Genomic DNA, 25,954 nt, shown 5'->3' on the forward strand with positions numbered 1-25,954 from the left:
TGGGTTCCACACACTTGATCTATCTGGAAAAATCGCTTCGCACGATGCCGTGCCGCTGCAGCTTGTCGTAGAAAGTCTTGCGCGGAATGCCGAGCGCCTCGATGGTGCGGCGCACGTCGCCGTCATTGCGACCAAGTGTCTCGCGGATGATCTCGGCCTCGTAGCGATCGAGCCGCTCCGGCAAGGGCGCGGAAGAATCGTTCTGTGCTGCCGCAGCGGAAGGCGCTTTGGCGATGTCTTCCAGCCCGAGCACGAAGCGTTCGGCGAAATGGGCGAGTTCGCGTACATTGCCCGGCCAGTCATGCTCCCTGAGATGGCGCTGGACCGCCGCCGATGTCGCCGGCACAGCGCGGCGGAAGCGTGCGGCGGCCCGCTCGGCGAAATAGCCGAACAGCAACGGCACGTCGTCTCGCCGTTCGCGCAGCGGCGGAATGGAGAGCGTCACCACATTGAGCCGGTAATAAAGGTCCTCGCGGAAAGCGCCGCGCTGGCTGGCATCGCCGAGATCGACCTTGGCCGCCGCGACCACCCTCAGGTCGACTGGGCGGACCTCATTGGTGCCGAGCGGCGTCACCTCGCGCATTTCGAGCACGCGCAGCATATGCACCTGCGTCGCAGCCGGCATGCTTTCGATCTCGTCGAGGAACAGCGTGCCGCCGCTCGAATGCTCGATGCGGCCGACGCGCTTCTTCTGCGCGCCGGTGAAGGCGCCGGCTTCATGGCCGAACAGCTCGCTTTCGATCACCGTTTCCGGCAGCGTGCCGCAATTGAGCGCGACGAAATTGCCCTTGGCGCGGCGGCTCCAGCGATGCAGCAGGTTCGCCACCACCTCCTTGCCCGAGCCGGTCTCGCCGGTCACCAGCACGTCGACATCGGTGTCGGCGATCTGCCTCAGCGTGCGGCGCAGCCGCTCCATCGCCTGCGTCTGGCCGATCAGCGGCAAGCCTTCCTGCGCCTGCTCGGCCGCTTCGCGCAAGGCGCGGTTTTCCATCACCAGCCGGCGTTTTTCGGCCGCGCGGGCAACGCTTTGCGCCAGCCGCTCAGTGGCAAAAGGCTTGGTGATGAAGTCGTAGGCGCCGTCCTTGATCGCCTTGACGGCCATCGCGATATCGCCGTGCCCCGTGACCAGGATGACGGGGATATCGGGGTCGAGCTGCAGCACGCGGTCGAAAAGCTGCAGCCCGTCGATCTGCGGCATGCGGATGTCCGACACCACCACGCCGCCGAAATTCCTGTCGAGAGCCGCCAGCGCCTCGCTCGCCACCGGAAAGGCCGACACCGCAAAGCCGGCAAGCTCCAGCGTCTGCCTTGTCGCCTTGAGCAGGTCGATGTCGTCATCGATGAGGATCACCGGTGCGGGATCGTTCGTGGTCATGCTGCGCCGGCCTTCGACAGATGGATGGTGAAGCGTGTGCCCTGGCTGCTGCTCGAAACGTCGATACGCCCGCCATAGTCGGCGACGATGTCCTTGGAGATGACGAGGCCGAGGCCCAGGCCCTTTTCCTTCGAGGTGTTGAAGGGCGTGAACAGCGACTTCAGGATCGCGGGCGGGATTCCTGGCCCGTTGTCGGAAACGACCAGCGCCACGTCTTCGGCGGTTTCGGCGGCGCTGACCTCGACCCGCGCGCCATCACGGCCTTCGAGCGCCTCCAGCGCGTTCTGGAAAAGGTTGATCAGCACCTGTTCCAGCCGCAGCCGGTTGCCCATTACTTTCAGCGCCGGCGGCGGCAGCGTGATCGCCAGCGCGTCCAACCGGCCGGCGAACCGGCTCCTGAGCAAGACGACGGCGCCCTCGATCACGCTGCGCAATTCGACCGGCTCGGCTGCGGTGCGACCCTTGCGGGCGAAGGCTTTCAGCTCCTCGGTGATCGAGCCGATGCGCTCGGTCAGCGCGGCGATGGCGCCAAGATTCTCCTCGGCTGAGGCGCTCTGCTTGCGTTCGAGGAACACACGCGCATTGTCGGCATAGGCGCGGATGGTCGCCAACGGCTGGTTGATCTCATGCGCGACGCCGGCGGCGACCTGGCCAAGCGTCGCCAGCCGGTTGGCTTGGACCAACTCCTGTTGCATCACCTGCAGCTTCGCCTCGGTGCTGCGATGATCGGCGATCTCGGCCTGCAGCCGGTCACGCGCCAGGCTGAGATCCTGCGTGCGCTCCACGACGCGGCGCTCCAGCTCGGCGCGTGCCGCCTGTTCGGCGGCGATCCGCATCTGGGCGGATTGCCGGCGCCACAACAGATAGGCGGCAAAGGCGATGAGTGGGACAAGGACGCCCAGCACCAGGAGCCGCATCTCGCGCTGTGCCGCCGCGATCGGCGCTTCGGCCGGAACGAGATAGTCGAGCCGCCACGGCGTCGACGGGATCGCGGTTGAAAGCCGCAGATACTCGGCGTCGCTGCTTCCAGGCGTAAGGGCATGAACCAATGCGACGTCGTCGGAGAGCGCCTCCGGCCTCGTGACCGGCAAAGGCACCAGCGGCGCATCGCCGAATTGCCGGCTGGCCCGAATCCCGGCGAGCATCGGCCGGCTAAGCGGCTCCGTCGTCAGGAAACGCCAGGACGGCACGCTCGTGATCAGCACCACGCCATGCGCGTCGCTGACATAGGCCGGTCGGCTCGCCTCGTGCCAGTCGGACTCGAGCTGGTCGAATTCCATCTTGACCACGACGACGCCGAGGGGTCCCGAGGCGCCGTCGACGCGCCGCGAGATGTAGAGCCCGGGGCGTTTGCTGACATTGCCGAGCGCGAAATATTCCGCGGTGCCGGTCTGCATAGCGCCTGAAAAATAGGCGCGGAAACTGTAGTCGCTGCCGACGAAGCTTTCCGGTTCGCGCCAGTTGCTAGAGGCGATCGCCAGACCGTCCGTGCCGGTAACGTAGAGCACCGAGGCCTTGGTGCCGGAAACCAGTCCCTCCAGCTTGCGGTTGAGCACGTCGATCGCGGCGGAGCTACGCGCGCTCAGCGCGTCATGCACCTGCTGGTCCTCCGACAGGAGCAGCGGCAGCGCGCGCGGATTTTCCAGCACCGCCCGCAGCAGCGCCACCTTGAGGTTGGCGTCCGTGCGCCCCTGCGTGGCTAGAGCCTCGATCTCCGTCGAGCGGCCATAGAGGCCGGCGCCGTAGAGCGCCGCCGCGATGATCGCCAGCGCCACCGCCGTAAACAGCAGCCAGGCGCGCCGCGCCCGCCCGGCAAGCAGTTCGGGCGTCGGGGTCAGAGCAGCGGCAGGGCGTTGCAGCATGGCGCATTTGTGCATGTTTTCGCACAAGGCGCAATTCGACCTATGCGGATAACCGCACGGGAGTTCTCGAAAATGCCGCTCGTCTGACCGAAAAAGGCAGCAAGATCAATAGCTCGAGGTTCCGGGCGCGATCTGGCACGCGTGTTGCAAACGCCTCCACAGCAGCCGCGAGGCTGCGGAGGTCAACTGCCCCCTGGGAGGTCGAGCGTCTCGATCGGGGGCCGAACGGAGGATATCATGCAGACAGCAATCGCTGCCGCCGAACCGCGCGGCAAGGTTCCCTTTTACCGGCATCTCTATGTGCAGGTCCTGGTGGCGATCGCCGCCGGCATCCTGCTTGGCCATTTCTATCCCGATCTGGGCGCTTCGCTGAAGCCGCTTGGCGACGCCTTCATCAAGCTGGTCAAGATGGTCATCGCGCCGGTGATCTTCCTCACCGTGGCGACCGGCATCGCGGGCGTCTCCGACCTGCATAAGGTCGGCCGCGTCGCCGGCAAGGCGATGATCTATTTCCTGGTCTTCTCGACATTGGCGCTGATCGTCGGCCTCGTTGTATCGAACGTCATCCAGCCCGGCGCCGGCATGCACATCAATGCCGCGACCCTCGATGCTTCGAAGGTCTCGACCTTCACCGAGAAGGCGCATGACACGACCATCGTCGGCTTCCTGATGAACATCATCCCCGACACCATCACCGGCGCCTTCGCGCAGGGCGACATCCTGCAGGTGCTGTTCTTCTCGGTGCTGTTCGGCGTCGCGCTGGCGCTGGTCGGTGAGCGTGGCCGCCCCGTGGTCGATTTCCTGCAGGCGCTGACCGCGCCGATCTTCCGCCTCGTCGCCATCCTGATGAAGGCAGCCCCGATCGGCGCTTTCGGCGCCATGGCCTTCACCGTCGGCAAATACGGCATCGGCACCATCGCCAATCTCGCCTTCCTGATCGGCACTTTCTACCTGACGTCGCTGCTCTTCGTGCTCGTCGTGTTGGGCGCCGTGGCATGGTACAACGGCTTCTCCATCCTGGCGCTGATCCGCTACATCAAGGAAGAGCTGCTGCTGGTGCTCGGCACCTCGTCGTCGGAAGCGGCACTTCCCGGCCTGATGGCCAAGATGGAGCGCGCAGGCTGCAACCGCTCGGTGGTCGGCCTGGTCATCCCGACCGGCTATTCCTTCAATCTCGACGGCACTAACATCTACATGACGCTGGCGGCGTTGTTCATCGCCCAGGCGACCGACACGCCGCTCACCTTCGGCGACCAGATCCTGCTCTTGCTCGTCGCCATGCTGAGCTCCAAGGGTGCCGCCGGCATCACCGGCGCCGGCTTCATCACCTTGGCCGCAACGCTCTCGGTGGTGCCGACCGTGCCGGTGGCCGGCATGGCGCTGATCCTCGGCGTCGACCGCTTCATGTCGGAATGCCGCGCGCTCACCAACTTCGTCGGCAATGCGGTCGCGACCATCGTCGTAGCGCGCTGGGAAGGCGAGCTCGACCAGAAGCAATTCGCCGCCGCCATGGCCGGCCAGTTGCCGGAGGAGGCCGACCTCGCGCTGTCCGGCGGCTTGCTGCTCGCGGAGTGACGGACGACTTCAGCATCCCTCCCGAGCCTAGCAGGCCGCGGCTCAGCCGCGGCCTGTTCTTTTTGCCGGCCGCCGCATAGGGTGACGCCGCCGGCTCTCCAACCGGTGCATTCAAGGATGAGGGCGGTCTATGAGCAGCGCATATCCCGAAATCTACGTCGTTCGCCACGGCGAGACGGAGTGGAGCGCCTCGGGCAGGCACACGGGCCGCACCGACATCCCGTTGACCGCCAAAGGCGAGGAGGCCGCGCGCGGCGTCGCCGATCGGCTCAAGGGCCTGACCTTCCAGGCGGTCTGGTCGAGCCCATCGCAGCGCGCCTTCGATACCTGCCGGCTCGCCGGCTTCGGCAAGCGCGCCGTCAAGAAGCCGGACCTGCAGGAATGGGATTATGGCGCCTATGAAGGCGTGACGACCAAGGAAATCCTCGCGAAGCGCCCCGGCTGGCAATTGTTTCGCGAGGGCTGTCCCGACGGCGAGACGGCGGCCGATGTCGGCGCCCGCGCCGATGCGATCATCGCCGGACTGCGGGCGATTGCCGGCAACGTGCTCATCTTCTCCAGTTCGCATTTCCTGCGTGTCTTCGCGGCGCGCTGGGTTGGCCTGCCGCCCGAGGGCGGCGAGCATTTCGTGCTCGACACCGCCAGCCTCAGCATCCTCGGCTACGAGCACGACCTGACGGAGCCGGTCATCCGGCGGTGGAACCAGAAATAGCGAGCGCTACTCCCCCTCATCTGGCCGCTTCCCGGCCACCTTCTGCCCGAGGGGAGAAGAGATTGGCGCTGGCGCTGACGAACTCCTCTCCCCTCGGGGAGAGGTCGGATTACCCCGAATTGCCCATGGCAATTCGGCTGGCAATCCGGGTGAGGGGCAGTGCCTGGCGCGTCAAGTCGCCAAGATCGCCAGCTCTTCGTCCGTCAGATGCCGAGCCTTGCCTTTGGCAAGCTCGCCGAGCTGAAGACCGCCGATCGCCACGCGCACCAGCCGCAGCACCTCGATATCGAAAGCGCCGAGCAGCCGGCGGATCTGCCGGTTGCGGCCTTCGTCGAGCACGATCTCCAGCCAGGCCGTCCGCCCGCCGCTACGCAACAACCCGATCGAGCTTGCCGTGAGCAAGTCCCCATCGACGACCGCGCCCTGACGAAAGCGCGCCAGCATCGCCTCGTCTGGCGCGGCCGCGATCTGCACGTGATAGGTCTTGGCGACATGCGAGGCGGGGTCGAGCAAACCGTTCGCCCAGCGCGTGTCGTTGCTCATCAACAGCAGCCCTTCGCTTGCCTTGTCGAGCCGGCCGACCGGCGACACGAACGGCAGGTCGAGCCCTTCCAGGCAGTCATGGACGGTGCCGCGGCCTTCGGGATCGTCGCGGGTGGTGACCAGCCCGCGCGGCTTGTTGAGCATCAGATAGACCTTGCGCTCGGCAACGACGCGCTCGCCGTCGACCGTGATGCTTTCGCGCTCGAGATCGACCCACAGCGCAGGGTCGCGCGCCACCTTGCCCGCCACGTTCACGCGCCCTTCGGCGATCATCAACTCGGCCTGCTTGCGCGAGCAGAGCCCGAGCTTCGACAGTGCCCGGTTGAGGCTGACCTTCCCGGCGGCGGGTCGCCGCGCAGGCTCCAGAGGTTGTCGTGGAGGCTTGCGTGTCATTTGCCCGACAGATGCCACGCGGCGCGACGAATGCGCAACCTTCGGGTGAAGCAAGATGGATTTTTGGGGACCGGTCAGCGCGCAGCGAAATCATTGATCCTTCGGCGCGCTCAGCCGCCTGTAGGGGACGCCGTCGAATGTTGCCGTCACGAAGCTCTGGACCGACATCTTGCGCTTGTGTCCGTCGCTGCAGGCATAGAGCGGCCAGCCGGCTTCGCTGCACTCGCTGGCCACGCAGAGGCGGCTCACGCAGTTGCCCGTGGTCAGGCGAAAGCCGCCCTTGCCGGCAAATCCCTGAAGCAGGCTGCCGTCCGCGGAGCGCCATGTCCGTTGCTGGAATTCAGGCCGCAGCAGGCGAGGCTCGATCGGCGGGGCCAAACCGGCCTGGGTTGCGGGGCCCGAATATTGAAACCGGTAGCGCGCCATGCCGGTCGCATACGCGGTGACAAGATCGGGTTGCCCCGAATAGGCTGCCGTCAGGTCAGCTCGGTCGAAAAGATGGGACGCACGCGGTTCCGCCCCTGACGGTCTCATCAGGGCAGCGATGGCGACAACCGCCAGGCAGACGCGCAACATCCCCATTTCCAGCAGCCATACCCCGTCCGGCGTGCCAGGTTGCCCGGCTGCCTGCGCCTACAATCTTTCCAATCGGATTTTCGCGCAAGCCGTCCTGTATTCAAGAGCTGCGAGGAATGGCCTCGCTTTGGTCAGCTATTGGCGGCCGGCGGCAGCTCGAACAGGTGGGCGCCGTTCTCCCGCCCACGGTCGATATAGCCGATCACGCGGAACCATTTCGCCACGTCCGGCCTGTCCAGCCAACTGCGCGAATGGATGGGAAGATTGCCGGCAAGCCCCTGGACATGGCGGATGTGCCGCTTGCAGAAGCGGACCGTCGCGGCGTTGAAGAAATCCTCTCGCGCGGCGAACAGCGTATCGGCGGCGTCCGCATGCTCGTGCCAGGCGATGATCGCCACCGTCCTGTCGTCCTGCACGAGCGCATGCGCCCGGCCTTCCTTCAAATTCATCATCAGATTGTCGTAGGCGCTTTTGCTGTCCTTGCCGGCCGCAACATATTCGTCCGACATCCGCTTGGACAGGCCGCGGAAAACATCCTCCAGGTCTCCGACCGTCGCCGCGCGTGCTCTCATTTCTCCTCCTGACCGCCCTGTAGCAGTTTGCCCCAGGGAACGAGGATCACCAAGAAATCAAAATCCCCAATTTGCCGAATGCGAGCAATCTCATTCCACGAAAACCCGCCCGATCCCATGCCTAGCTGGTATATCGGTGTCCGCTTTGAGATCCAACTTGCGCTTCCGGATATCGGCGGCATTCCGGACTTGCAGGCGCACATCGTCTTAATGGTGGGCAATCATCGACCGGATAGGGACCAACTACGAGGTCCGTGTCTCGGCGGCGCAAGACGGCGTATCGTTGAATTCGCCGATAGCCTGAAATACAAGGCGCAGAGCTATCGGCGAACAATTGGTCCGTGAGTGGTCTGGCCGCAATGTTGGGGGGATGGATTGACGTCGAGCAGGCCCATACTGATCACCGGCGCGGCCGGTTTCATCGGCTTTCACCTCTGCCACAGGCTGCTCGCCGAAGGCCGGCAGGTTGTCGGCCTCGATTCCATGAACGAGTATTACGACATTGCCCTGAAACAGGCCCGGCTCGAGCGGCTGAAAGGGTTCGCGAACTTTCGCTTCGAACAGGTCGATCTCGCCGACCGCGACCGCATGTCGGCGCTCTTTGCATCGGCAACGCCGGAGATCGTCGTCAATCTCGCCGCGCAGGCGGGCGTCCGCTATTCGCTGATCAATCCGCACGTCTATGCGCGGAGCAACCTCAACGGCTTCCTCAACATCCTGGAAGGGTGCCGTCAGGCTTCGGTCGGTCATCTCGTCTATGCATCGTCGAGCTCGATCTATGGCGGCAGCACGCGCATGCCGTTCTCGGTGCATGATTCCGCCGATCACCCCTTGAGCCTCTACGCCGCCAGCAAGAAGGCGAACGAGCTGATGGCCCACACCTACAGCCATCTGTTCGGGCTGCCGACCACGGGCTTGCGCTTCTTCACCGTCTACGGTCCGTGGGGGCGGCCCGACATGGCCTTGTTCATCTTCACCAAGGCGATCCTCGCCGGCCAGCCGATCGACGTTTTCAACCATGGCAACATGCAGCGGGACTTCACTTACATCGACGACATCGTCGAAGGTGTAATCCGCGTCATGGAGCATCCCGCGACGCCCGACCCCGATTGGACAAGCGCGGCCTCGGACCCGGCGACAAGCAATGCGCCCTACAGGATCCACAACATCGGCGACAGTTCACCCGTCCAGCTGAGCCGGCTGATCGACGTGCTGGAAGACGCGCTCGGGCGCAAGGCAATCCGCAACCTGATGCCGCTCCAGCCGGGCGACGTGCTGGCGACCTATGCCGACGTCACCTCGCTCGAGGACGTGACCGGCTTCAAGCCCACGATCCCGATCGAGGTCGGCGTTCCGCGCTTCGTGGAATGGTACCGGGATTTCTACCAGGTCTGATTGGGCGCCTGCCACAATGTGCTAGCGGTCGGGTACCAGAGCAATTCCAGGAAAAGTGTGAGCGGTTTTCCGTCCGGAATTGCGTAAAAACAAAGAGATAGAGCGGTTCGCCGTTTCCGTGAAACGGTGAAACGCTCTAGCGGCCGGTCGTCGAGGCCTGCCTGTCGATCCACAGCGCGATCAGCGTGCAGGCCGCGCCTGAAAGCAGATAGGCGCCGGCGGCGATGAGGCCGAACGTGCCGGCCAGCAGCAGCGCGGCAAGCGGCGCGAAGCCGGCGCCGAACATCCAGGCGAGGTCCGACGTCACCGCCGAGCCGGTATAGCGGTGCTGGCGCGAGAAGCTTGACGCGACGACGCCCGAGGATTGTCCGAAGCTCAAGCCCAGCAGGATGAAGCCCAGCACCATGAACACGGTCTCGCCGATGGTGCCGCCATTGAGGAGCTGCGGGGCAAAGCCGCTGAATGCGGCGATGGCGACGGCGCCGCCGCCGAGCAGGGCGCGACGCCCGACGCGGTCGGCCAGCGGCCCCGAGGCGACGATCGCGGCGATGCCGAACAGCGCGCTCACCGCCTCGATCACCAGGAAGCGCTCCGGCCCTTCATTGGTGAACAGGAACACCCAGGACAGCGGAAACACCGTTACCATGTGGAACAGTGCGAAGCTTGCCAGCGGCGCGAAGGCACCGACGACGACGTTGCGGCCTTCCGTGCTGATCATGTCCCTGATGCGGGTCGGCTGCAGGTCCCCGCTCTCGTAGAGCTTCGAGAATTCGGGCGTGACGACGATGCGCAGCCTGGCAAACAGCGCCACGACATTGATGGCGAAAGCGACGAAGAACGGATAGCGCCAGCCCCAGCTGAAGAAATCGTCGGCCGAGAGGTTGGCGACGAAGAAGGCGAACAGCGAGCTCGCCACGATAAGCCCGATCGGCGCGCCGAGTTGCGGGATCATCGCATAGATGCCGCGCCGGTTCTGCGGCGCGTTCAGCGCCAGCAGCGAGGGTAATCCGTCCCATGTCCCGCCAAGCGCAAGGCCTTGCAGGAACCGGGTCAGCGCCAGCAGCCAGGCGGCGACCGCGCCGACGTCGTCATAGGACGGCAGGAACGCCATCGCGACGGTCGAGGTGCCGAGCAGGAAAAGCGCGATGGTCAGCTTGGCGCCGCGGCCATAGGCGCGGTCGATCGCCATGAACAGCACCGTGCCGAACGGACGCGCGATGAAGGCCAGCGCGAAAATGGCAAAAGAGTAAAGCGTCCCGACTAGCGGGTCATGCGTCGGAAAGACAAGCTTGGGGAACACGATCACGGAAGCGATCGCATAGACGAAGAAATCGAAGAATTCCGACGTCCGGCCGATGATCACGCCGACCGCGATATCGCCGGCGCTGACCTGGCCGTGATGCGAGCCGATCAGTCTGCTGTCAGTTTCGGCAGTCGAAGTTTCAGCCATCTATTCCGTCGCCACCGAGTTGGATGCGGGACGCGATTGTGATCCCATGATTGTCATCCCATTGTGCGTTGCACACTTTCGCCAAAGCCGCGCCGACTGGGCATTGGACAAATTGTCCAATGTCGTCTCGGGCTTGTCAGCGGTAGCCGTTGGTTGATACCGCATTGCAACATGATAGGCCAGTTGCGCCGGACCATCGAGAGCAGCATTTGATGAAACGATCCGGAGCCTTGCTTCTGTTCCCCCTGGCCGTTCTGCTGAGCGGCTGCGACCTGGTGGTGCTGGCGCCCGCGGGCGACGTGGCGGCGCAGCAGCGCGACCTGCTCGTCGTTTCGACCCTCTTGATGCTGCTGATCATCGTGCCGGTCATGGCGCTGACCGTGCTCTTTGCCTGGCGCTACCGGCAATCCAGCACCACGGCGACCTATACGCCCGACTGGGACCATTCGACCAAGCTGGAGCTGGTGATCTGGGCGGCGCCCCTCCTCGTCATCATCTGTCTGGGCGCGCTCACCTGGCTTGGCACGCATCTGCTCGACCCCTACCGGCGCATCGACCGGATCGAGCCGGGACAGCCGGTGACGCAGAACCACAAGCCGCTCAAGGTCGAGGTCGTCGCACTGGATTGGAAGTGGCTCTTCATCTATCCGGATTACGGCATCGCCTCCGTCAACGAACTGGCGGCGCCGGTGAACCAGCCGATCGACTTCCGCATCACCTCGTCGACGGTGATGAACTCCTTCTATATTCCGGCCCTTGCCGGGCAGATCTACGCCATGCCTGCCATGGAGACCAAGCTGCACGCCGTCGTCAACAGGCCGGGCACCTATACCGGCTTCTCGGCCAACTACAGCGGCGCCGGCTTCTCCGGCATGCGCTTTGCCTTCCACGGCCTGTCCGACCAGGCCTTCGCCGACTGGGTAAATCAGACCAAGAGCGCGCAGGCCGCGCTCACCCGCGAAAGCTATCTCGAGCTCGAACGGCCGAGCGAGAATGAGCCGGTCCGCCATTATGCCTCCGTCGATCCCGATCTCTTCGGCGCCATCCTCAATCTGTGCGTCGAGCCCGGCAAGATGTGCATGAACGAGATGATGTCGATCGACGCCAAGGGCGGCCTGGGGCTCGCCGGCGTCCGCAACACCCTGCCGCTGCAATATGACAAGGTCGCCCGGCGCGGGGCGGTGTTCGGCAGCGATCCGTCCTATGTCGCAAGCATCTGCACGGCCGAGGAGGCCGCCGCCGCCGCGCGCGCGGCCCGTAACGATGATGACAGGGATTGGCCGCTCAGGGACCTGTCTCCGCTGCGCGGCGTCGGCCTGCACGCGCCCGGCGCCGGCAGCCGCCGCGCCGACGCCGGAACGCCGTCGCTCGGCCTGCTGCGCTTCGAATTGTGAGGAATGGCGGATGCCTGAGACGCTGACCAAATTCATCTTCGGCCGCCTCACTCTGGAGTCGCTGCCGCTGCACGAGCCGATCGTCGTCGGCACCTTCATCGTCGTGGCGCTCGGCGGTTTGGCGCTCCTCGGCGCCGTCACCTACTTCAAACTCTGGGGTTATCTCTGGCGCGAGTGGTTCACCAGCGTCGACCATAAGAAGATCGGCGTCATGTACATGGTGCTCGGCCTCGTCATGCTTTTGCGCGGCTTCTCCGACGCCATCATGATGCGCCTGCAGCAGGCGATCGCCTTCAACGGTTCGGAAGGCTATCTCAACGCCCACCACTACGACCAGATCTTCACCGCCCACGGCGTGATCATGATCTTCTTCGTGGCAATGCCCTTCGTCACCGGGCTGATGAACTTCGTCGTGCCGCTTCAGATCGGCGCGCGCGACGTCTCCTTCCCCTTCCTCAACAATTTCAGCTTCTGGATGACGGTGGGCGGCGCCATCCTGGTGATGGCCTCGCTGTTCGTCGGCGAGTTCGCCCGGACCGGCTGGCTGGCCTATCCGCCGCTCTCGGGCATCAACTACAGTCCCGATGTAGGCGTCGATTATTACATATGGGCGCTGCAGGTCGCCGGCGTCGGCACGACCTTATCTGGCATCAACCTGATCTGCACCATCATCAAGATGCGCGCGCCCGGCATGACGATGATGCGCATGCCCGTCTTCACCTGGACCTCGCTTTGCACCAACGTGCTGATCGTGGCGTCCTTCCCGGTACTGACGGCGGTGCTGACGCTTCTCGCGCTCGACCGCTATGTCGGCACCAACTTCTTCACCAATGACTTCGGCGGCAACCCGATGATGTATGTGAACCTCATTTGGATATGGGGTCACCCGGAGGTCTACATCCTCATCCTGCCGCTGTTCGGCGTCTTCTCCGAGGTCACCTCGACCTTCTCCGGCAAGCGCCTGTTCGGCTACACGTCCATGGTCTACGCCACGGTGGTCATCACCATCCTGTCCTATCTGGTTTGGCTGCATCACTTCTTCACCATGGGCTCCGGCGCCAGCGTCAATTCCTTCTTCGGCATCACCACGATGATCATCTCGATCCCGACCGGGGCGAAGATGTTCAACTGGCTGTTCACCATGTATCGCGGCCGTATCCGCTTCGAGCTGCCGATGATGTGGACGGTGGCCTTCATGCTCACCTTCGTCGTCGGCGGCATGACCGGCGTGCTGCTTGCGGTGCCGCCGGCCGACTTCGTGCTGCACAACAGCCTGTTCCTGATCGCGCATTTCCACAACGTCATCATCGGCGGCGTGCTGTTCGGCCTGTTCGCCGGCATCGCTTACTGGTGGCCCAAGGCCTTCGGCTTCAGGCTCGATCCGTTCTGGGGCAAGGTATCGTTCTGGTGCTGGGTGCTCGGCTTCTGGTTCGCCTTCATGCCGCTCTATATCCTCGGCCTGATGGGCGTGACGCGCCGCATGCGGGTGTTCGACGACCCCTCGCTGCAGATATGGTTCGTCATCGCCGCCTTCGGCGCGGTGCTGATCGCCTGCGGCATCGCCGCCTTCCTGGTCCAGATCTTCGTCTCCATCCGCAAGCGCGCCGAGCTGGTCGACGTCACCGGCGATCCGTGGGACGGCCGTACGCTCGAATGGTCGACCTCCTCGCCGCCGCCGGCCTACAATTTCGCCTTCACCCCCATCATCCGCGACAACGACGCCTGGTGGGACATGAAGAAGGCCGGCTACCGGCGTCCGCTCTCCGGCTTCAAGCCGATCCACATGCCGAAGAACACCGGCACCGGCGTCATCCTGGCGGTGTTCAGCGTCGCGCTCGGCTTCGGGCTGATCTGGTACATGTGGTGGCTGGCGGCGCTGAGCTTCGTCAGCCTCATCGCCACCGCGATCGGCCACACCTTCAACTATCATCGCGACTTCGACATCCCGGCGGCCGAGGTCGCGCAAACGGAGGAGGCGAGGACGGCGCTCCTCGTCGCTGAGGGGGCTAGGGCTTGAGCATGGCATCCACGGCGATCACGGCTGATACCGCAGCGGTCTTCCACCTGGAAGAGGAGCATGCGCACGCCGAAGGCGGTAGCACCATGCTCGGCTTCTGGCTCTATCTGATGAGTGATTGCCTGATCTTCGCCATGCTGTTTGCGGCCTTTGGCGTGCTCGGCGGCAATTACGCGGCGGGTCCGGCGCCGAAGGACTTGTTCGATCTCGGCCTGGTGGCGGTCAACACCACCATGCTGCTCTTGTCCTCGATCACCTATGGCTTTGCCATGCTGACCATGGACAAGGGCCGTGTCGGCGCGACACAAGGCTGGCTTGCCGTGACCATGCTGTTCGGTCTCGCCTTCCTGTCGATCGAGCTCTCCGAATTCGCGCATATGATTCATGAGGGAGCGACGCCGCAGCGCAGCGCCTTCCTGTCGTCCTTCTTTACCCTGGTCGGCACGCACGGCCTGCACGTCACCTTCGGCATCGTCTGGATGGTGACGCTGATGGTGCAGGTCGCGCGACACGGCCTCATCGAGGCCAATCGCCGCCGGCTGATGTGCCTTTCGATGTTCTGGCACTTCCTCGACGTCGTCTGGATCGGCGTCTTCACCTTCGTCTATCTGATGGGAACGTTGCGATGAGCGCTCACGATCATGCCGGTGACGACCACGCACATGGCGGCGCCGCGCACGGCTCGCTGAAGGGCTACCTGATCGGTTTCTTCCTGTCGGTGATCCTGACCGCCATCCCGTTCTGGATGGTCATGACCGGCGCCATCGACAACAAGCAGGCCACGGCCGTCATCGTCATGGCCTTCGCGGTGGTGCAGATCGTGGTGCACATGATCTTCTTCCTGCACATGAACCCGGCCTCGGAAGGCGGTTGGTCGATGCTGGCGCTCATCTTCACGGTGGTCCTCGTCGTCATCGTGCTCAGCGGCTCGCTCTGGGTGATGTACCACCTCAACGCCAACATGATGCCAGGCCTCCACGAGATGCAGCAGATGCCATGAGCCATGTATCGGGCGCGGGGAGGACAAGGGCGGACGACATCGCCGGCCGCGCCGGCTCCTTCGTCGCATCGCCGCAGGGTGTCGGCCTGGCGTCGCGATGGTTCCTGCTGCTGCTCGGGTTTCTCGGCGTCTTGGTCTTTGCCGGGCTCGGCATATGGCAGCTGGAAAGGCGGGTCTGGAAGCTCGACCTGATCGCCCGCGTCGACCAGCGCATCCATGCTCCGGTCGTCGATGCGCCAGGACCCGCGACATGGGCTGATATCGACGCGGCCGGCTATGAATATCGCCATGTACGCCTCACCGGCAGTTTTTCCGGCGGCGCCAACACGCTGGTGCAGGCGGTGACCGAGCTTGGTGGCGGCTATTGGGTGCTGACGCCAATGAGCAGCGACAATGACTTGACGGTTCTCGTCAACCGCGGCTTCATCCCGCAGGAGCGCAAGGCCGAATTTCAACAAGAGAGCGGCGCCCCGAGGTCGCCTGAGACGATTGACGGGCTGCTGAGGATCAGCGAGCCCGGCGGCGGTTTCCTGCGCAGCAATGACCCGGCTGCCAACCGCTGGTATTCGCGCGACGTCGCGGCAATCGCCAAGGCGCGCGGCATGACCGATGTCGCGCCCTATTTCATCGATGCCGCGACGTCCGGCGCGGATGGCTGGCCGCGCGGCGGCCTCACCGTCGTCACCTTCCCCAATAGCCATCTCGTCTATGCTCTGACCTGGTTTGCCCTGGCAGCGATGCTGGCGATCGCCATGGCCAGGCCGATTTTTGCCGGGCGTCGGAAGCGGGACGCGGCAAGATGAACATTTCGATCGCGCGGCTTCATCACGGGAAGCCGTTCCCAGCGGCTCCTCTTGCCGGCCAGGGCGCCGTCTCGAACGCCGATGTGACGAACAGGAAGAACCTGCTGCTCCTCATCCACTTGCGCTGGCTGGCGGTGGCCGGGCAGGTGCTGACGATCCTGGTGACGCAATACTGGTTTGCCATCCCGCTGCCGCTCACCGAGATGGCCGGCGTGGTGCTGTTCCTTGTCGGGTTGAACATCTTCAGCCTGCTGGCGCTGCGCGGCAATCGCCGCATTAGCAACGCGCAGCTCTTCGTCGCGCTGATCTTCGACATGGCGGCGCTGACCACGCAGCTTTACCTGAGCGGCGGCGCCTCGAACCCGTTCGTATCGCTCTATCTGCTGCAGATCACGCTGGGCGCGGCGCTGCTGGCGCCATGGTCGACCTGGATCCTGGTCGTGGCTGCCTCGGCCTGCTTCGTCTTCCTCATCTTCGTCTTCCAGCCGATCGCGCTCCCGTATCACGGCGGCAGCGACCTTCTGGCGCTGCATCTGCGCGGCATGTTCATCTGCTTCGTGCTGGCGGCCGGGCTGATCGTGATCTTCATGACGCGCATCAACCGCAACCTGCGCGAACGCGATGCCTACCTCGCCGGCCTGCGCCAGCGTTCGGCCGAGGAGGACCACATCGTGCGCATGGGTCTGCTGGCCTCAGGTGCTGCGCATGAACTGGGCACACCGCTCTCGACCATATCGGTCATCCTGTCCGACTGGCGCCAGATGCAGGGCGTCAAGCGCAACCGCGAGCTTTCCGAGGACGTGGCGGAGATGCAGGCGCAGATCGAGCGCTGCAAAAGCATCGTCACCGGCATCCTCATGTCATCCGGGCAGGCAAGGGGCGAGGGCACGATCCGCACCACGATCCGCCACTTCCTCGACGACCTCGTCCAGGAATGGCGCGTCAGCCGCCAGCCTTCCAGGCTGGACTTCAGCAACGGTTTCGAGCCGGACGAGCCGATCGTGTCCGACACGGCGCTGCGGCAAGTGATCTTCAACGTGCTCGACAATGCGCTGGAAGCATCGCACGATTGGGTCGGCATTACCGCCGAGCGGCAGGATGAGAAGCTGGTGTTCACCGTCAAGGATCGCGGACCGGGTTTCGACAAGGATATTCTGGCAGGGCTCGGTCAGCCCTATATGTCGAGCAAGGGGCGCCCCGGCGGCGGCCTGGGCCTCTTCCTGGTGTTCAATGTCGTGCGCAAGCTCGGCGGCGACGTTTCGGCGTGCAATACTGGCGAGGGCGCCTGCGTTACCCTTTCGCTGCCGCTGGCGGCGCTGACCGATGGAGGCGATCGTGAAGCCTGATCGATCCCTGTTCGTCGTCGAGGACGACGTGACTTTCGCGCGCACGCTCAAACGCTCGTTTGAGAAGCGCGACTATGACGTCGTGGTTTGCCACGACCGTGAGGCGCTGCTTGTCGCGCTTGAAAAAGCCGTCCCGGCCTATGCTGTCGTCGATCTCAAGCTCGGAGCGGGATCGGGCCTCGAATGCGTCAAGCTGCTCAGCGCCCGTGACCCGTCGATGCGCATCGTCGTGCTTACGGGCTTTGCCAGCATCGCCACCGCGGTCGAGGCGATCAAGCTCGGCGCGTGCCATTATCTGGCCAAGCCCGCCAACACCGACGACATCGAAGCCGCCTTCGGCCGCGCCGAGGGCGACGTTTCGGTGCCGCTCACCGGCCGCCCCACTTCGATCAAGAACCTCGAATGGGAGCTTATCCACGAGACGCTGGTCGAGACCGGCTTCAACATCTCCGAAACCGCGCGCCGGCTCGGCCTGCACCGGCGCACACTTGCCCGCAAGCTCGAGAAGCGCGTGGTGCAATGACTACCCGACCGCCACGGCCAGCACCGAGACGCAATCGCCCGCTTTGACCAGGCCGGGGAAGTGACGCGCGGCGAGCAGCCCCGACATCCGGGCCCTGATCTCCTGCGGCGCCTGGCCGGTGCGGCCGACCGGATGGATGCGCGCGACCACCTGGCCGTCCTCCACCGGTTCGCAGAGATCGACCATGGTCTCGATCATGCCGTCCTCCTCGGCGAAGGCGAAGCAATCGCCCGACGGCATGTCGAGCCACTGGGTTCTGCTCTTCTCGACCGAACCAGACACAATGCCGGCATGGCGAAGCACGTTGAGGATACCGCGCCGGGCAATTCGCACTGTCTCGGCGCGAGAGGTTCCGCCGCCGCCGAGCTCGGTGGTGACGAAGACCTTGCCCATCTCCTCGGCCGCCGTGTCGTACATGCCGACGGCGTCGATCTCGGTCATGTGCATCGAGAACGGCGCCGAGAAAGCCTCGACCGCGGCGAAGGCCTTTTTTTCCTGCGCCTTGTCGGGCAGCGTATGAGCCGCGCAGAACGGCACGAAGTCCAGCGTCTTGCCGCCGGAATGAAAGTCGAAGACGATGTCCGCCCGGGGAAGCAATTCGCGCTGGAAATAGTCGGCGATCTTCTCCGTCACCGTGCCGTCGGGGCGGCCGGGGAAGGAGCGGTTCATGTTGCCCTTGTCGATCGGCGAGGTGCGTGTGCCGGCCCGGAATGCCGGATAGTTCATCGCCGGCACGATGATCACAGTGCCGGACACGTCTTTCGGATCGAGAGTCCGGGCGAGTTCGTAGAGCGCCAATGGCCCCTCATACTCGTCGCCGTGATTGCCGCCGGTGAGCAACGCCGTCGAGCCTTTGCCGTTGCGCACGACACAGACCGGGATCATCACCGAGCCCCATGCGGAATCGTCGCGGCTGTAGGGCAGGCGCAAGAAACCGTGCTGGACGCCGTCGCGCTCGAAGTCGACGGTCGGCGCTATCGGCGATGGACGCAAAGCGGACATTGTTCAGTCCTTCACGAAGAGCTTGCGCGGCACGTTGGCCAGGCATTCGACGCCGGTGTCGGTGATCAGGATCGACTCGGTGATCTCCAGCCCCATCGTCTCCAGCCACAGCCCGGTCATGAAATGGAAGGTCATGCCGGGCTTGAGCTCGGTGCGGTCGCCGGGGCGCAGGCTCATGGTGCGCTCGCCCCAGTCCGGCGGATAGGAGATACCGATTGGGTAGCCGGTGCGGTTGTCCTTGACGATGCCGTATTTCTTCAGGACGGCGAAGAAGGCATTGGCGATGTCCTCGCAGGTGTTGCCTGGCTTCGCCGCCGCGAGGCCGGCCTCCATGCCTTCCAGCGTCGCCTTCTCGGCGTCGAGAAAGGCCTGCGTCGGCTTGCCGAGAAACACGGTGCGCGACAGCGGGCAATGATAACGATTGTAGCAGCCGGCGATCTCGAAGAACGTGCCCTCGTTCACCTTCATCGGCTTGTCGTCCCAGGTGAGATGCGGCGCCGAGGCATCCGCACCCGAAGGCAGCAGCGGCACGATCGCCGGATAGTCGCCGCCGATGCCCTCAACGCCGCGCGTGCCGGCATCGTAGATCTCGGCGACGAGATCGCATTTGCGCATGCCGACCTCTATTTTGTCGACGATGCGCTGGTGCATCGCCTCGACGATGCGGGCGGCATTGCGCATATATTCGATCTCGGTCGGGCTCTTCACCGCGCGCTGCCAGTTCACCAGCGCGGTGGCGTCGGCGAAGCGGGCATTGGGCAGGTGCTTCCGCAGCGCCGCGAAGGCGGCAGCCGAGAACCAGTAATTGTCCATCTCGACGCCGATTCTGAGCTTGTCCCAGCCGCGCTCGGCCAGCACGCTGGCGAGATAGTCCATCGGGTGTCGCTCGGTCGACTGCACATAGTGGTCCGCGTAGCCGATGATGTTGTCATGCGCGAGATAAGCGGTGCGCTTGGCGCCGTTGGCATCCTGGCCACGACCGTACCAGACCGGCTCGCCCGAGGGCGGCACGATGACCGCTTGATGCACATAGAAGGACCAGCCGTCATACCCCGTCAGCCAGGCCATGTTGGAGGGATCGCTGACGATCAGCAGATCGACCCCTTTGGCCTCCATGGCTTTGCGCGTCTTGGCGAGGCGATCGGCAAATTCGCTCCGCGAGAATTTCAAATTTGGCTGCATTTTGTTGTCCTCGTTTGTTGGGCCTTACGGCCGGTATCAGCTTTCGAAAATCGCCCCGGCGTTCGCCGCCCGCGCACGGTCGCGAGCCAAGGTAGCGATCGCGGTGTCCTGCACGCCGGTGCCGGTGAGGTCGGCGATGGTGATGTCGCTGGCCGAGCGCCGGCCGGGCTTGCTGCCGGCAATGATCTGGCCGAGTTCGGTGACCTCGGCGTCGGCGGCAAAGACAGCGGCCTCGATGGCGTGGTGCAGTTCGCCCAAGCGCCGCGTCTGCTTGGCGCTATCGGCGACATAGAGATCGGCCATGCGCAGGATCGCCGGCGCGATCTCGTTCTTGTGCTCGGCATCCGAGCCCATGGCGGTGATGTGCTGTCCGGCGGAAACGAAGCCGGGCTTGATCAGCGGTTCGGTCGAAGGCGTGGTGGTGACGATGATGTCGGCGCCAGCCGCCGCGTTCGCCGCATCCGGTTCGGCCCGCACCAGAATGCCCAGCTTCTCGCCAAGGCGGGCGGCGGTTGCCTCCGCCTTGGCGGCGTCGCGCGCCCAGATGCGCGCCTGTTCGATCGGCCGCACGAGCCGCAGCGCTTCCAATTGCAAACCTGCCTGCAAACCGGCGCCGAGGATCGCCGCTACCTTGGAGTCTTCGCGCGACAGATGCTTGGCCGCGACCGCGCCGGCGGCGGCGGTTCGCACATCGGTCAGATAGCCATTGTCGAGCAGCAGAGCCTCGACCACGCCGGTCTTTGCCGAAAGCAGCACCATCATGCCGCCGCCGCTCGGCAGGCCGAGCTTCGGATTGTCGAAGAAACCGGAGCTTATCTTGACGGCGAAGCCTTCTATGCCGGGCACATAGGCCGACTTCACGTCGACCTCGCCGCGATGCTCGTGGATGTCGAGCCTCAAGATTGGCGGCATCGCCACTGGCAGCGTGGCCAGGGCGCGAAAAGCGTTTTCGACGCAGGCGACGGCGTCCAGGTCGAGCGTCACGATCTTGCGCAGTTCTGCTTCGGTGAGAATGGTCATCCGGCTCATGCGGCACGCTCCCTTCCGGAGGATTCGCCGCAGACGATGCGGCGGTGCAGACTCATGTCGATGTTGCGGCCGGAGAGGATGAGCACAGTCGGGCCGCTCGTCTTGACCTTCCCGGCAAGCAGCGCGCCGATGGCGACCGCACCGGCACCCTCGACGATCTCGCGCTCCTGCTCATAGGCATGGCGGATACCGCCGGCGATCTCGTCCTCGGAAAGGAGGATCACATCGTCGAGCAGTTCGCGGCACATGGCGAAGGTCAGCCGGTTGTCGAGGCCGATACCGCCGCCGAGCGAATCCGCCAAGGTCGGCAACTCCTCGACCTGCACCGGCCGGCCGGCGTCGAGGCTGGCTTTCATAGCCGCGCCCCGCGCCATCGAGATGCCGATGATTTTGGTGCCCGGGCTCACGCCTTTGACGGCCGCCGCCACGCCGGCCGCGAGCCCGCCGCCGGAGAGCGGCACCAGCACGCATGCCGCGTTCGGAACCTGCTCCATGATTTCGAGCCCGAGCGTGCCTTGCCCGGCGACGATATCGGGATGGTCGAAGGGCGGCAGCATGACCAGTCCTTCTTCCGCCACCAGCCTGTCGACGTCATGCTGGGCGTCGTCCTGGCTGTCGCCGACGACGCGCACATCCGCGCCGAGCCGGCGGATGGCATCGAGCTTGTTCTTCGGCACCAGCTTCGACATGCAGATCACCGCGCGCATGCCTTCGAGCTTCGCCGCATGCGCCAGCGCGCGGCCGTGATTGCCGGTCGAGGCGGCGACGACCCCGCGCGATTTTTCTTCGGGGCTCAAAGCGGCGATAGCGTTGGAGGCGCCGCGCAGCTTGAACGCGCCGGTGGTCTGGTGGTGCTCAAGCTTGAGGTGAACAGGGTGGCCTGCGCGGTCCGACAGGCTTTGCGACAACACGGTTGGCGTCCGTTCGATCTTGTTGGCGATACGCTCGCGGGCGGCACGGATGTCCGCGAGGGCGATGGCGCGCGTCATCGGGCGACCCCTTCTGGCCTGCCGGCCATCTCCCCCTCAAGGGGGGAGATCCGCGGCTTCGACACTGTCACTCTTCCTGCAACGTCGACGATTGGCGAAAGCGTAAGAGCAGCTAATCTCCCCCCTTGAGGGGGAGATGGCCGGCAGGCCAGAAGGGGTCGCTTTTGTACGCAGGACATAATTTTTACTGCGCCAGCGGCTTCGTCCACAGCCGGCCGAACTCCGGTCGCGGCGTCTCGTCGCCGCAGAGCCGCAGGCAGTTCCAGGCGCTGGCCTGGTTGCTGGTGACGACCGGACGCCCGATCGCCTCTTCCATGCTCGGCACCGCGAGCGCGGCGCGTAGCGCGGTGCAGGAGACGAACAGCGCATCGGCCTGTGGATGCGTGACCTTGCGCGCCATCTCGACGAGGGAAGCGGGGGTGATGCGCGCCATCTCGCGGTCGTCCTCGAAGCCGAGGCAGGTGAAGCTCTGGATGTCGAAGCCATGCGCCGCGAAATAGGCGGCCATCGGCCGGCTGGTCTCGACGGTGTAGGGGGTGAGAATGCTGATGCGCTTCACCCCAAAAGCATTGAGCCCGCGCATGCCGGCCATCGGCGGCGTGACCACGGGCACACCGGGCTTGGCCGCCTGGATGGCTGTTTCGATCTCGGCGTCGCCGATCACCACGGAGGCCGAGGTGCAGGAATAACAGATGGCGTCGAGCGTCTCGTCCGGGAGGATCAGCGCCGCGCCCGCCGAGAGCGACGGCTGCATCTTGCGCAGATTCGCCGGCGTCGTCGGATTGGCGTAGGGAATGCGCGCGACATAGACACCGATCCGCTCGCTCGCCACCATGCGGCGGAAGTCGACCTCGCTGGTGTGGTCGGTCGCAAGCGCTATCAGCCCGACGCGCTTTTGCAGCGCGCGCGCGTCAAGCGCGGGGCGCACCGTTTCGAGGCGGATCTCGGGCAATGCTTTCATGACTTTCATCTTTCGATCCTGCCGTAGCGATGCTCCAGCCAGCGCAACAGCACGACGGAGCAGAGGCTGATGACGAGGAAGAAGACGCCGACCAGCGTCATCGGCTCGATATAGCGGTAGTAGGTGTTGGCGACGCTCTTCGCCTGGTTCATCAATTCCAGCACCGTGATCGCCGAAAGCAGCGGCGTCTCCTTGAACATGGCGATGAAATAATTGGCCAGGGCAGGGATCATCGGCGGGATCGCCTGCGGCAGGATGATATGCGTCCAGGTGTGGCGGCCATTGAGATTGCAGGCCTTGGCCGCCTCCCACTGGCCGCGCGGGACGTTGTCGATGCCGGCGCGATAGACCTCGGCCGTGTAGGTGCCGTAGTGTAGGCCAAGCCCGATCACGCCAGCCACCAGCGGCGGCAACAGGATGCCGATATCGGGCAGCACGTAGAAGATGAAATAGAGTTGCACCAGCAGCGGCGTGCCGCGGATGAATTCGGCGAACCAGCCGATGCTGCGCGCGACGATCCGGTTCTCCGAGCGCCGCGCCAACGCGATGGCCAGTCCTACGATCGCCGCCAGGATCGAGCCCAGAATGGTCGCCAGGATGGTGATCTTCACGCCCTGGATCAGGGTCGGCATGATCTCCCAGACGAAGTTCCAATCCCAGTCCATCAGACGCGCACTCCATCAAGGCCGCGCGCCATGCGGCGCTCCAGCGTGCGCACGCGCCAGGAGATGATCAGCGCCAGCGCGAAATAGATGATCAGCACGGACAGGAAGGGCATCAGCGTGCTGCCGGTCTGCGAGCGCACCACCTGCGCCTGGAAGGTCAAGTCGGCGAGCGAGATCAGCGACACGACCGACGTCGCCTTGAGCAACTCGATGGCATTGTTGCCGAAGGTCGGCAGCATGACGAGCAGCGCCTGCGGCAGGATGACGTGGCGCATGCCTTGCCAGCGGCCGAGATTGAGCGCCGTGCAGGCCTCATATTGCTCGCGGCCGACCGACAGGATGGCGCCGCGCACCACTTCCGCCGCATAGGCGCCGACATTCAAGCCCAGCGCCAGCACGCCAGCCTGCAACGGCGTCAGCGACAGGCCGGCGAAAGGCAGCACGAAATAGGCCCAGAACAGCTGCACGAAGATCGACGTGCCGCGGAAGAACTCGATATAGGCCGTGGCGATCGCCCGCACGATGAAGAAGCGCGACACGCGCCCCATGCCGGCAAGGAAGGCCATGATCAGCGCAAGCACCGACCCCATCAGCGTCAGCTCGATGGTGACAAGCGCTCCCTGCAATATCAGGCCGAGATAGCCGGACCACTGGGTCATGAAACTAGAAGTGTCCTTACGTTTGCCGTTAAGCGAGGCGGCCGCCACAGCCCCTTCTCCCCGTTCAACGGGGAGAAGATGCCGGCAGGCAGATGAGGGGCAGCGCGAACCTTGCAAATGCTATCGCCGCCCCTCATCCGTCACTTCGTGACACCTTCTCCCCGTGAACGGGGAGAAGGAAAAAGTGCGCCTACTTCGCCGCGCAGAGCTTCTCGCGGGTCGTCGACATCGCCGCCTTGGCGGAGAAGCCGTAGGGCTCGATGATCTTGGCGAACTCGCCGGACTTCTTCAGCTTGGCGAGCTCGACGTCATAGGCGTCGCGCAGCGCCTCGTCGCCCTTCTTGAAGGCGGCGCCGTCGCAATAAACCGGGGCACCCTGCACCGGTGCGATCACTTCGAGGTTCGGGTCGTTGGCCTTCTTGACCAGGTCATTGATCGACAGAACCGGCAGCGAATAGGCGTCGATGCGGCCGTCCTGCACCATCTTCAGGCCGCTCTGGCCGTCCGGCACGACGATGACGCGGTCGCGCGGCACGCCGGCGTTCAGCGCCAGCTTCTCTTCGGTACCGCCGCCCGGCGCGCCGATCGTCGCGGAACTGTCCTTGGCGATATCCTCGTAGCTCTTGAAGCCCTTCGGATTGCCCTTCTTCACCAGCATCGCCTCGGCATCGCACAGCACCGGCTCGGAATAGGCCACCGCCGCACAGCGCTCCGGCTTCATGAACAGGCCGGCGGTGACGACGTCGAAGCGGCCGGCCTGCAGGCCGGGGATCATGGCGCCATATTCGGAGATGGAAGCGACGATGTCGTTGACGCCGAGGCGCTTGAAGATCTCGCGCGCCACGTCAGGCGCCGCGCCCGAAACCTTGCCGTCGGCGGCCACCGCCGTATAGGGCGGCTCGTTGGCGATGGCGACGCGGGCAAAGCCCTGCTGCTTGAGCTGCTCCAGCTTTGCATCGTCGGCCGAACGCGCGCCGGAGGCGAGCAACATCGTGCTCACTGCGAGGCCGGCGACGCCAGCCAGAATGCCAAGTTTCTTCATCGTTCCCAACTCCTTGTTTCTGTTATTGGTTTGTTCGGTCCGGGACGACCTTTGGCCGCCCGCTTTACATTGCGGTCAGACGCGATGTCCGGCCGCGATGATCTTCTTCAGGAAGCTCTGCGTTCTTTCCTGTTTGGGATGGCGGAAAATCTCGTCGGGCTTGCCTTCCTCGACGATCCTGCCGCGGTCGAAGAACAGCACGCGGTCGGCGAAGTCGTGGGCGAAGCCCATCTCGTGGGTGACCAGAAGCATCGTCATGTCGGTCTCGGCCGCCAGCTTGCGCATGACGTTGAGCACTTCTTCGACCAGCTCCGGATCGAGCGCCGAGGTGACCTCATCGAACAGCATGATCTTGGGCGACAGCGCCAGGGCGCGCGCGATCGCCACGCGCTGCTTCTGGCCGCCGGAGAGCTGCGCCGGCATCGCCTTCGCCTTGTCGGCGAGGCCCACCATGTCGAGCAGCTCCATCGCCCGCTTTTCGGCGGCGGCGCGGGCAACGCCCTTGGTCAGCATCGGCGCCAGCGTCACATTGTCGATGACGCATTTGTGCGGGAAGAGATTGAAGAGCTGGAAGACCATGCCGATCTTCTGGCGCATCCTGGCCAGGTGCCGCTCGTCGGCCGGCAGCAGCTGGCCGTTGCGCTCCATGTGGTAGAGCTGCTCGCCATCGACCTGGATATGGCCGCCGTCGATCTTCTCCAGCGTCATCAGGATGCGCAGGATCGTCGTCTTGCCCGAGCCGGACGGACCGATCAGCGCCAGCTTCTCGCCCGGCATCACCTGCATCGACAACCCGTCCAGCACCTTGAAGGTGCCGAAGCTCTTCGAAATCGCATCGACCTTGATGATGGGTGCGGGCAATCCATTTCCCCGTTCTGGAGAGGCCTAT

General features: G+C 64.6%; 25 protein-coding genes. 10 read left to right on the plus strand and 15 right to left on the minus strand.

Translation table 11 applies throughout. The annotated features are described in order from the left end of the window. Nucleotides 1–19: 19 nt before the first annotated feature. The gene (locus CK230_RS24085; protein ID WP_095819633.1) at nucleotides 20–1,375 is read right to left on the minus strand and encodes a sigma-54 dependent transcriptional regulator; all 1,356 of its coding nucleotides are present in this window, start codon (nucleotides 1,373–1,375) and stop codon (nucleotides 20–22) included. Then, nucleotides 1,372–3,237 carry an ATP-binding protein gene (locus CK230_RS24090; protein WP_095819754.1) on the minus strand — a complete coding sequence of 622 codons (1,866 nt, stop codon included), beginning with the start codon at nucleotides 3,235–3,237 and terminating at the stop codon, nucleotides 1,372–1,374. Before CK230_RS24090 ends, CK230_RS24085 begins: the two co-directional genes overlap by 4 nt. Nucleotides 3,238–3,474: 237 nt before the next feature. Here CK230_RS24090 and CK230_RS24095 point away from each other — a divergent pair, with 237 nt between their 5' ends. Next, nucleotides 3,475–4,812 carry a dicarboxylate/amino acid:cation symporter gene (locus CK230_RS24095; protein ID WP_095819634.1) on the plus strand — a complete coding sequence of 446 codons (1,338 nt, stop codon included), beginning with the start codon at nucleotides 3,475–3,477 and terminating at the stop codon, nucleotides 4,810–4,812. Between the two features lie 130 nt (nucleotides 4,813–4,942). Next, complete coding sequence (locus tag CK230_RS24100) at nucleotides 4,943–5,524, plus strand: histidine phosphatase family protein (RefSeq protein ID WP_095819635.1); 582 nt, start codon at nucleotides 4,943–4,945, stop codon at nucleotides 5,522–5,524. 171 nt (nucleotides 5,525–5,695) lie between these two features. On the opposite strand, the gene CK230_RS24105 is transcribed toward CK230_RS24100, so the two are convergent. The 3 genes from CK230_RS24105 to CK230_RS24115 form a co-directional block, all read right to left on the minus strand. Further along, complete coding sequence (locus tag CK230_RS24105) at nucleotides 5,696–6,460, minus strand: pseudouridine synthase (protein ID WP_095819636.1); 765 nt, start codon at nucleotides 6,458–6,460, stop codon at nucleotides 5,696–5,698. A gap of 90 nt (nucleotides 6,461–6,550) precedes the next feature. After that, nucleotides 6,551–7,036: a hypothetical protein gene (locus CK230_RS24110; protein WP_245430043.1), complete on the minus strand. Its 486-nt coding sequence runs from the start codon at nucleotides 7,034–7,036 to the stop codon at nucleotides 6,551–6,553. A gap of 131 nt (nucleotides 7,037–7,167) precedes the next feature. After that, a complete protein-coding gene (locus tag CK230_RS24115) occupies nucleotides 7,168–7,608 on the minus strand; it encodes a hypothetical protein (protein WP_095819637.1) in 441 nt (146 codons plus the stop codon). A 375-nt stretch (nucleotides 7,609–7,983) separates the two neighbouring features. On the opposite strand from CK230_RS24115, the gene CK230_RS24125 reads away from it, so the two are divergent. After that, nucleotides 7,984–9,003: an NAD-dependent epimerase gene (locus tag CK230_RS24125; RefSeq protein WP_141246081.1), complete on the plus strand. Its 1,020-nt coding sequence runs from the start codon at nucleotides 7,984–7,986 to the stop codon at nucleotides 9,001–9,003. A 136-nt stretch (nucleotides 9,004–9,139) separates the two neighbouring features. On the opposite strand, the gene CK230_RS24130 is transcribed toward CK230_RS24125, so the two are convergent. Then, nucleotides 9,140–10,453 (minus strand): MFS transporter, encoded by a 1,314-nt coding sequence (locus CK230_RS24130; RefSeq protein ID WP_095819639.1) that lies wholly within the window; start codon nucleotides 10,451–10,453, stop codon nucleotides 9,140–9,142. Between the two features lie 212 nt (nucleotides 10,454–10,665). Between CK230_RS24130 and cyoA the strand changes: the two genes are divergently transcribed. Genes cyoA through CK230_RS24165 form a run of 7 tightly spaced genes read left to right on the plus strand, consistent with a single transcriptional unit; the run spans nucleotide 10,666 to nucleotide 17,536 of the window. Further along, on the plus strand, nucleotides 10,666–11,847 hold the full coding sequence (gene cyoA, locus CK230_RS24135; RefSeq protein WP_095819640.1) for a ubiquinol oxidase subunit II: 1,182 nt from the start codon (nucleotides 10,666–10,668) through the stop codon (nucleotides 11,845–11,847). A gap of 10 nt (nucleotides 11,848–11,857) precedes the next feature. Next, nucleotides 11,858–13,864, plus strand: a complete 2,007-nt coding sequence (gene cyoB, locus CK230_RS24140; RefSeq protein ID WP_095819641.1) for a cytochrome o ubiquinol oxidase subunit I — start codon at nucleotides 11,858–11,860, stop codon at nucleotides 13,862–13,864. Between the two features lie 2 nt (nucleotides 13,865–13,866). After that, the gene (gene cyoC, locus CK230_RS24145) at nucleotides 13,867–14,493 is read left to right on the plus strand and encodes a cytochrome o ubiquinol oxidase subunit III (protein ID WP_167498534.1); all 627 of its coding nucleotides are present in this window, start codon (nucleotides 13,867–13,869) and stop codon (nucleotides 14,491–14,493) included. Then, nucleotides 14,490–14,864: a cytochrome o ubiquinol oxidase subunit IV gene (gene cyoD, locus CK230_RS24150; protein WP_095819643.1), complete on the plus strand. Its 375-nt coding sequence runs from the start codon at nucleotides 14,490–14,492 to the stop codon at nucleotides 14,862–14,864. Before cyoC ends, cyoD begins: the two co-directional genes overlap by 4 nt. Further along, on the plus strand, nucleotides 14,861–15,667 hold the full coding sequence (locus CK230_RS24155) for an SURF1 family protein (RefSeq protein ID WP_095819644.1): 807 nt from the start codon (nucleotides 14,861–14,863) through the stop codon (nucleotides 15,665–15,667). The genes cyoD and CK230_RS24155 overlap by 4 nt, the downstream gene beginning before the upstream one ends. Next, nucleotides 15,664–17,013, plus strand: coding sequence for an ATP-binding protein (locus CK230_RS24160; RefSeq protein ID WP_095819645.1), 1,350 nt, complete (start codon nucleotides 15,664–15,666; stop codon nucleotides 17,011–17,013). Before CK230_RS24155 ends, CK230_RS24160 begins: the two co-directional genes overlap by 4 nt. Then, nucleotides 17,003–17,536, plus strand: coding sequence for a response regulator transcription factor (locus CK230_RS24165; RefSeq protein WP_176480191.1), 534 nt, complete (start codon nucleotides 17,003–17,005; stop codon nucleotides 17,534–17,536). The genes CK230_RS24160 and CK230_RS24165 overlap by 11 nt, the downstream gene beginning before the upstream one ends. Here the strand turns inward: CK230_RS24165 and doeB are convergent, their stop codons facing one another. The 9 genes from doeB to ehuA all read right to left on the minus strand — a co-directional run bounded on the left by doeB (nucleotide 17,537) and on the right by ehuA (nucleotide 25,926). Further along, nucleotides 17,537–18,538 carry a N(2)-acetyl-L-2,4-diaminobutanoate deacetylase DoeB gene (gene doeB / locus CK230_RS24170; RefSeq protein WP_095819647.1) on the minus strand — a complete coding sequence of 334 codons (1,002 nt, stop codon included), beginning with the start codon at nucleotides 18,536–18,538 and terminating at the stop codon, nucleotides 17,537–17,539. It abuts the gene before it with no gap. Nucleotides 18,539–18,541: 3 nt separating this feature from the next. Next, complete coding sequence (gene doeA, locus CK230_RS24175; protein ID WP_095819648.1) at nucleotides 18,542–19,720, minus strand: ectoine hydrolase DoeA; 1,179 nt, start codon at nucleotides 19,718–19,720, stop codon at nucleotides 18,542–18,544. A gap of 36 nt (nucleotides 19,721–19,756) precedes the next feature. Continuing rightward, the gene (locus tag CK230_RS24180) at nucleotides 19,757–20,749 is read right to left on the minus strand and encodes a cyclodeaminase (RefSeq protein ID WP_095819649.1); all 993 of its coding nucleotides are present in this window, start codon (nucleotides 20,747–20,749) and stop codon (nucleotides 19,757–19,759) included. Continuing rightward, complete coding sequence (gene eutB, locus CK230_RS24185; RefSeq protein ID WP_095819650.1) at nucleotides 20,746–21,738, minus strand: hydroxyectoine utilization dehydratase EutB; 993 nt, start codon at nucleotides 21,736–21,738, stop codon at nucleotides 20,746–20,748. The genes CK230_RS24180 and eutB overlap by 4 nt, the downstream gene beginning before the upstream one ends. A 184-nt stretch (nucleotides 21,739–21,922) precedes the next feature. Next, the gene (gene eutA, locus CK230_RS24190) at nucleotides 21,923–22,699 is read right to left on the minus strand and encodes an ectoine utilization protein EutA (protein WP_095819757.1); all 777 of its coding nucleotides are present in this window, start codon (nucleotides 22,697–22,699) and stop codon (nucleotides 21,923–21,925) included. A 5-nt stretch (nucleotides 22,700–22,704) separates the two neighbouring features. Then, on the minus strand, nucleotides 22,705–23,364 hold the full coding sequence (gene ehuD, locus CK230_RS24195; protein ID WP_095819651.1) for an ectoine/hydroxyectoine ABC transporter permease subunit EhuD: 660 nt from the start codon (nucleotides 23,362–23,364) through the stop codon (nucleotides 22,705–22,707). Next, nucleotides 23,364–24,023 (minus strand): ectoine/hydroxyectoine ABC transporter permease subunit EhuC, encoded by a 660-nt coding sequence (gene ehuC / locus CK230_RS24200; protein WP_095819652.1) that lies wholly within the window; start codon nucleotides 24,021–24,023, stop codon nucleotides 23,364–23,366. The genes ehuD and ehuC overlap by 1 nt, the downstream gene beginning before the upstream one ends. Nucleotides 24,024–24,213: 190 nt before the next feature. Next, a complete protein-coding gene (gene ehuB / locus CK230_RS24205; protein ID WP_095819653.1) occupies nucleotides 24,214–25,065 on the minus strand; it encodes an ectoine/hydroxyectoine ABC transporter substrate-binding protein EhuB in 852 nt (283 codons plus the stop codon). A gap of 75 nt (nucleotides 25,066–25,140) precedes the next feature. After that, a complete protein-coding gene (gene ehuA / locus CK230_RS24210) occupies nucleotides 25,141–25,926 on the minus strand; it encodes an ectoine/hydroxyectoine ABC transporter ATP-binding protein EhuA (protein ID WP_095819654.1) in 786 nt (261 codons plus the stop codon). Nucleotides 25,927–25,954: the final 28 nt, after the last annotated feature.

Source organism: Mesorhizobium sp. WSM3859 (assembly GCF_002295065.1).
GTDB lineage: Bacteria > Pseudomonadota > Alphaproteobacteria > Rhizobiales > Rhizobiaceae > Mesorhizobium.

Bases quoted from the DNA above. Each gene is read 5' to 3' on its own strand.
- cyoC (WP_167498534.1), top strand. From the start codon at position 13,867: ATGGCATCCACGGCGATCACGGCTGATACCGCAGCGGTCTTCCACCTG.
- ehuD (WP_095819651.1), bottom strand. From the start codon at position 23,364: ATGGACTGGGATTGGAACTTCGTCTGGGAGATCATGCCGACCCTGATC.
- ehuC (WP_095819652.1), bottom strand. From the start codon at position 24,023: ATGACCCAGTGGTCCGGCTATCTCGGCCTGATATTGCAGGGAGCGCTT.
- CK230_RS24160 (WP_095819645.1), top strand. From the start codon at position 15,664: ATGAACATTTCGATCGCGCGGCTTCATCACGGGAAGCCGTTCCCAGCG.
- doeB (WP_095819647.1), bottom strand. From the start codon at position 18,538: ATGTCCGCTTTGCGTCCATCGCCGATAGCGCCGACCGTCGACTTCGAG.
- cyoA (WP_095819640.1), top strand. From the start codon at position 10,666: ATGAAACGATCCGGAGCCTTGCTTCTGTTCCCCCTGGCCGTTCTGCTG.
- CK230_RS24155 (WP_095819644.1), top strand. From the start codon at position 14,861: ATGAGCCATGTATCGGGCGCGGGGAGGACAAGGGCGGACGACATCGCC.
- CK230_RS24095 (WP_095819634.1), top strand. From the start codon at position 3,475: ATGCAGACAGCAATCGCTGCCGCCGAACCGCGCGGCAAGGTTCCCTTT.
- ehuB (WP_095819653.1), bottom strand. From the start codon at position 25,065: ATGAAGAAACTTGGCATTCTGGCTGGCGTCGCCGGCCTCGCAGTGAGC.
- cyoD (WP_095819643.1), top strand. From the start codon at position 14,490: ATGAGCGCTCACGATCATGCCGGTGACGACCACGCACATGGCGGCGCC.
- CK230_RS24085 (WP_095819633.1), bottom strand. From the start codon at position 1,375: ATGACCACGAACGATCCCGCACCGGTGATCCTCATCGATGACGACATC.
- CK230_RS24100 (WP_095819635.1), top strand. From the start codon at position 4,943: ATGAGCAGCGCATATCCCGAAATCTACGTCGTTCGCCACGGCGAGACG.
- CK230_RS24105 (WP_095819636.1), bottom strand. From the start codon at position 6,460: ATGACACGCAAGCCTCCACGACAACCTCTGGAGCCTGCGCGGCGACCC.
- doeA (WP_095819648.1), bottom strand. From the start codon at position 19,720: ATGCAGCCAAATTTGAAATTCTCGCGGAGCGAATTTGCCGATCGCCTC.
- CK230_RS24090 (WP_095819754.1), bottom strand. From the start codon at position 3,237: ATGCTGCAACGCCCTGCCGCTGCTCTGACCCCGACGCCCGAACTGCTT.
- eutA (WP_095819757.1), bottom strand. From the start codon at position 22,699: ATGAAAGCATTGCCCGAGATCCGCCTCGAAACGGTGCGCCCCGCGCTT.
- CK230_RS24130 (WP_095819639.1), bottom strand. From the start codon at position 10,453: ATGGCTGAAACTTCGACTGCCGAAACTGACAGCAGACTGATCGGCTCG.
- CK230_RS24180 (WP_095819649.1), bottom strand. From the start codon at position 20,749: ATGAGCCGGATGACCATTCTCACCGAAGCAGAACTGCGCAAGATCGTG.
- CK230_RS24115 (WP_095819637.1), bottom strand. From the start codon at position 7,608: ATGAGAGCACGCGCGGCGACGGTCGGAGACCTGGAGGATGTTTTCCGC.
- CK230_RS24110 (WP_245430043.1), bottom strand. From the start codon at position 7,036: ATGTTGCGCGTCTGCCTGGCGGTTGTCGCCATCGCTGCCCTGATGAGA.
- eutB (WP_095819650.1), bottom strand. From the start codon at position 21,738: ATGACGCGCGCCATCGCCCTCGCGGACATCCGTGCCGCCCGCGAGCGT.
- cyoB (WP_095819641.1), top strand. From the start codon at position 11,858: ATGCCTGAGACGCTGACCAAATTCATCTTCGGCCGCCTCACTCTGGAG.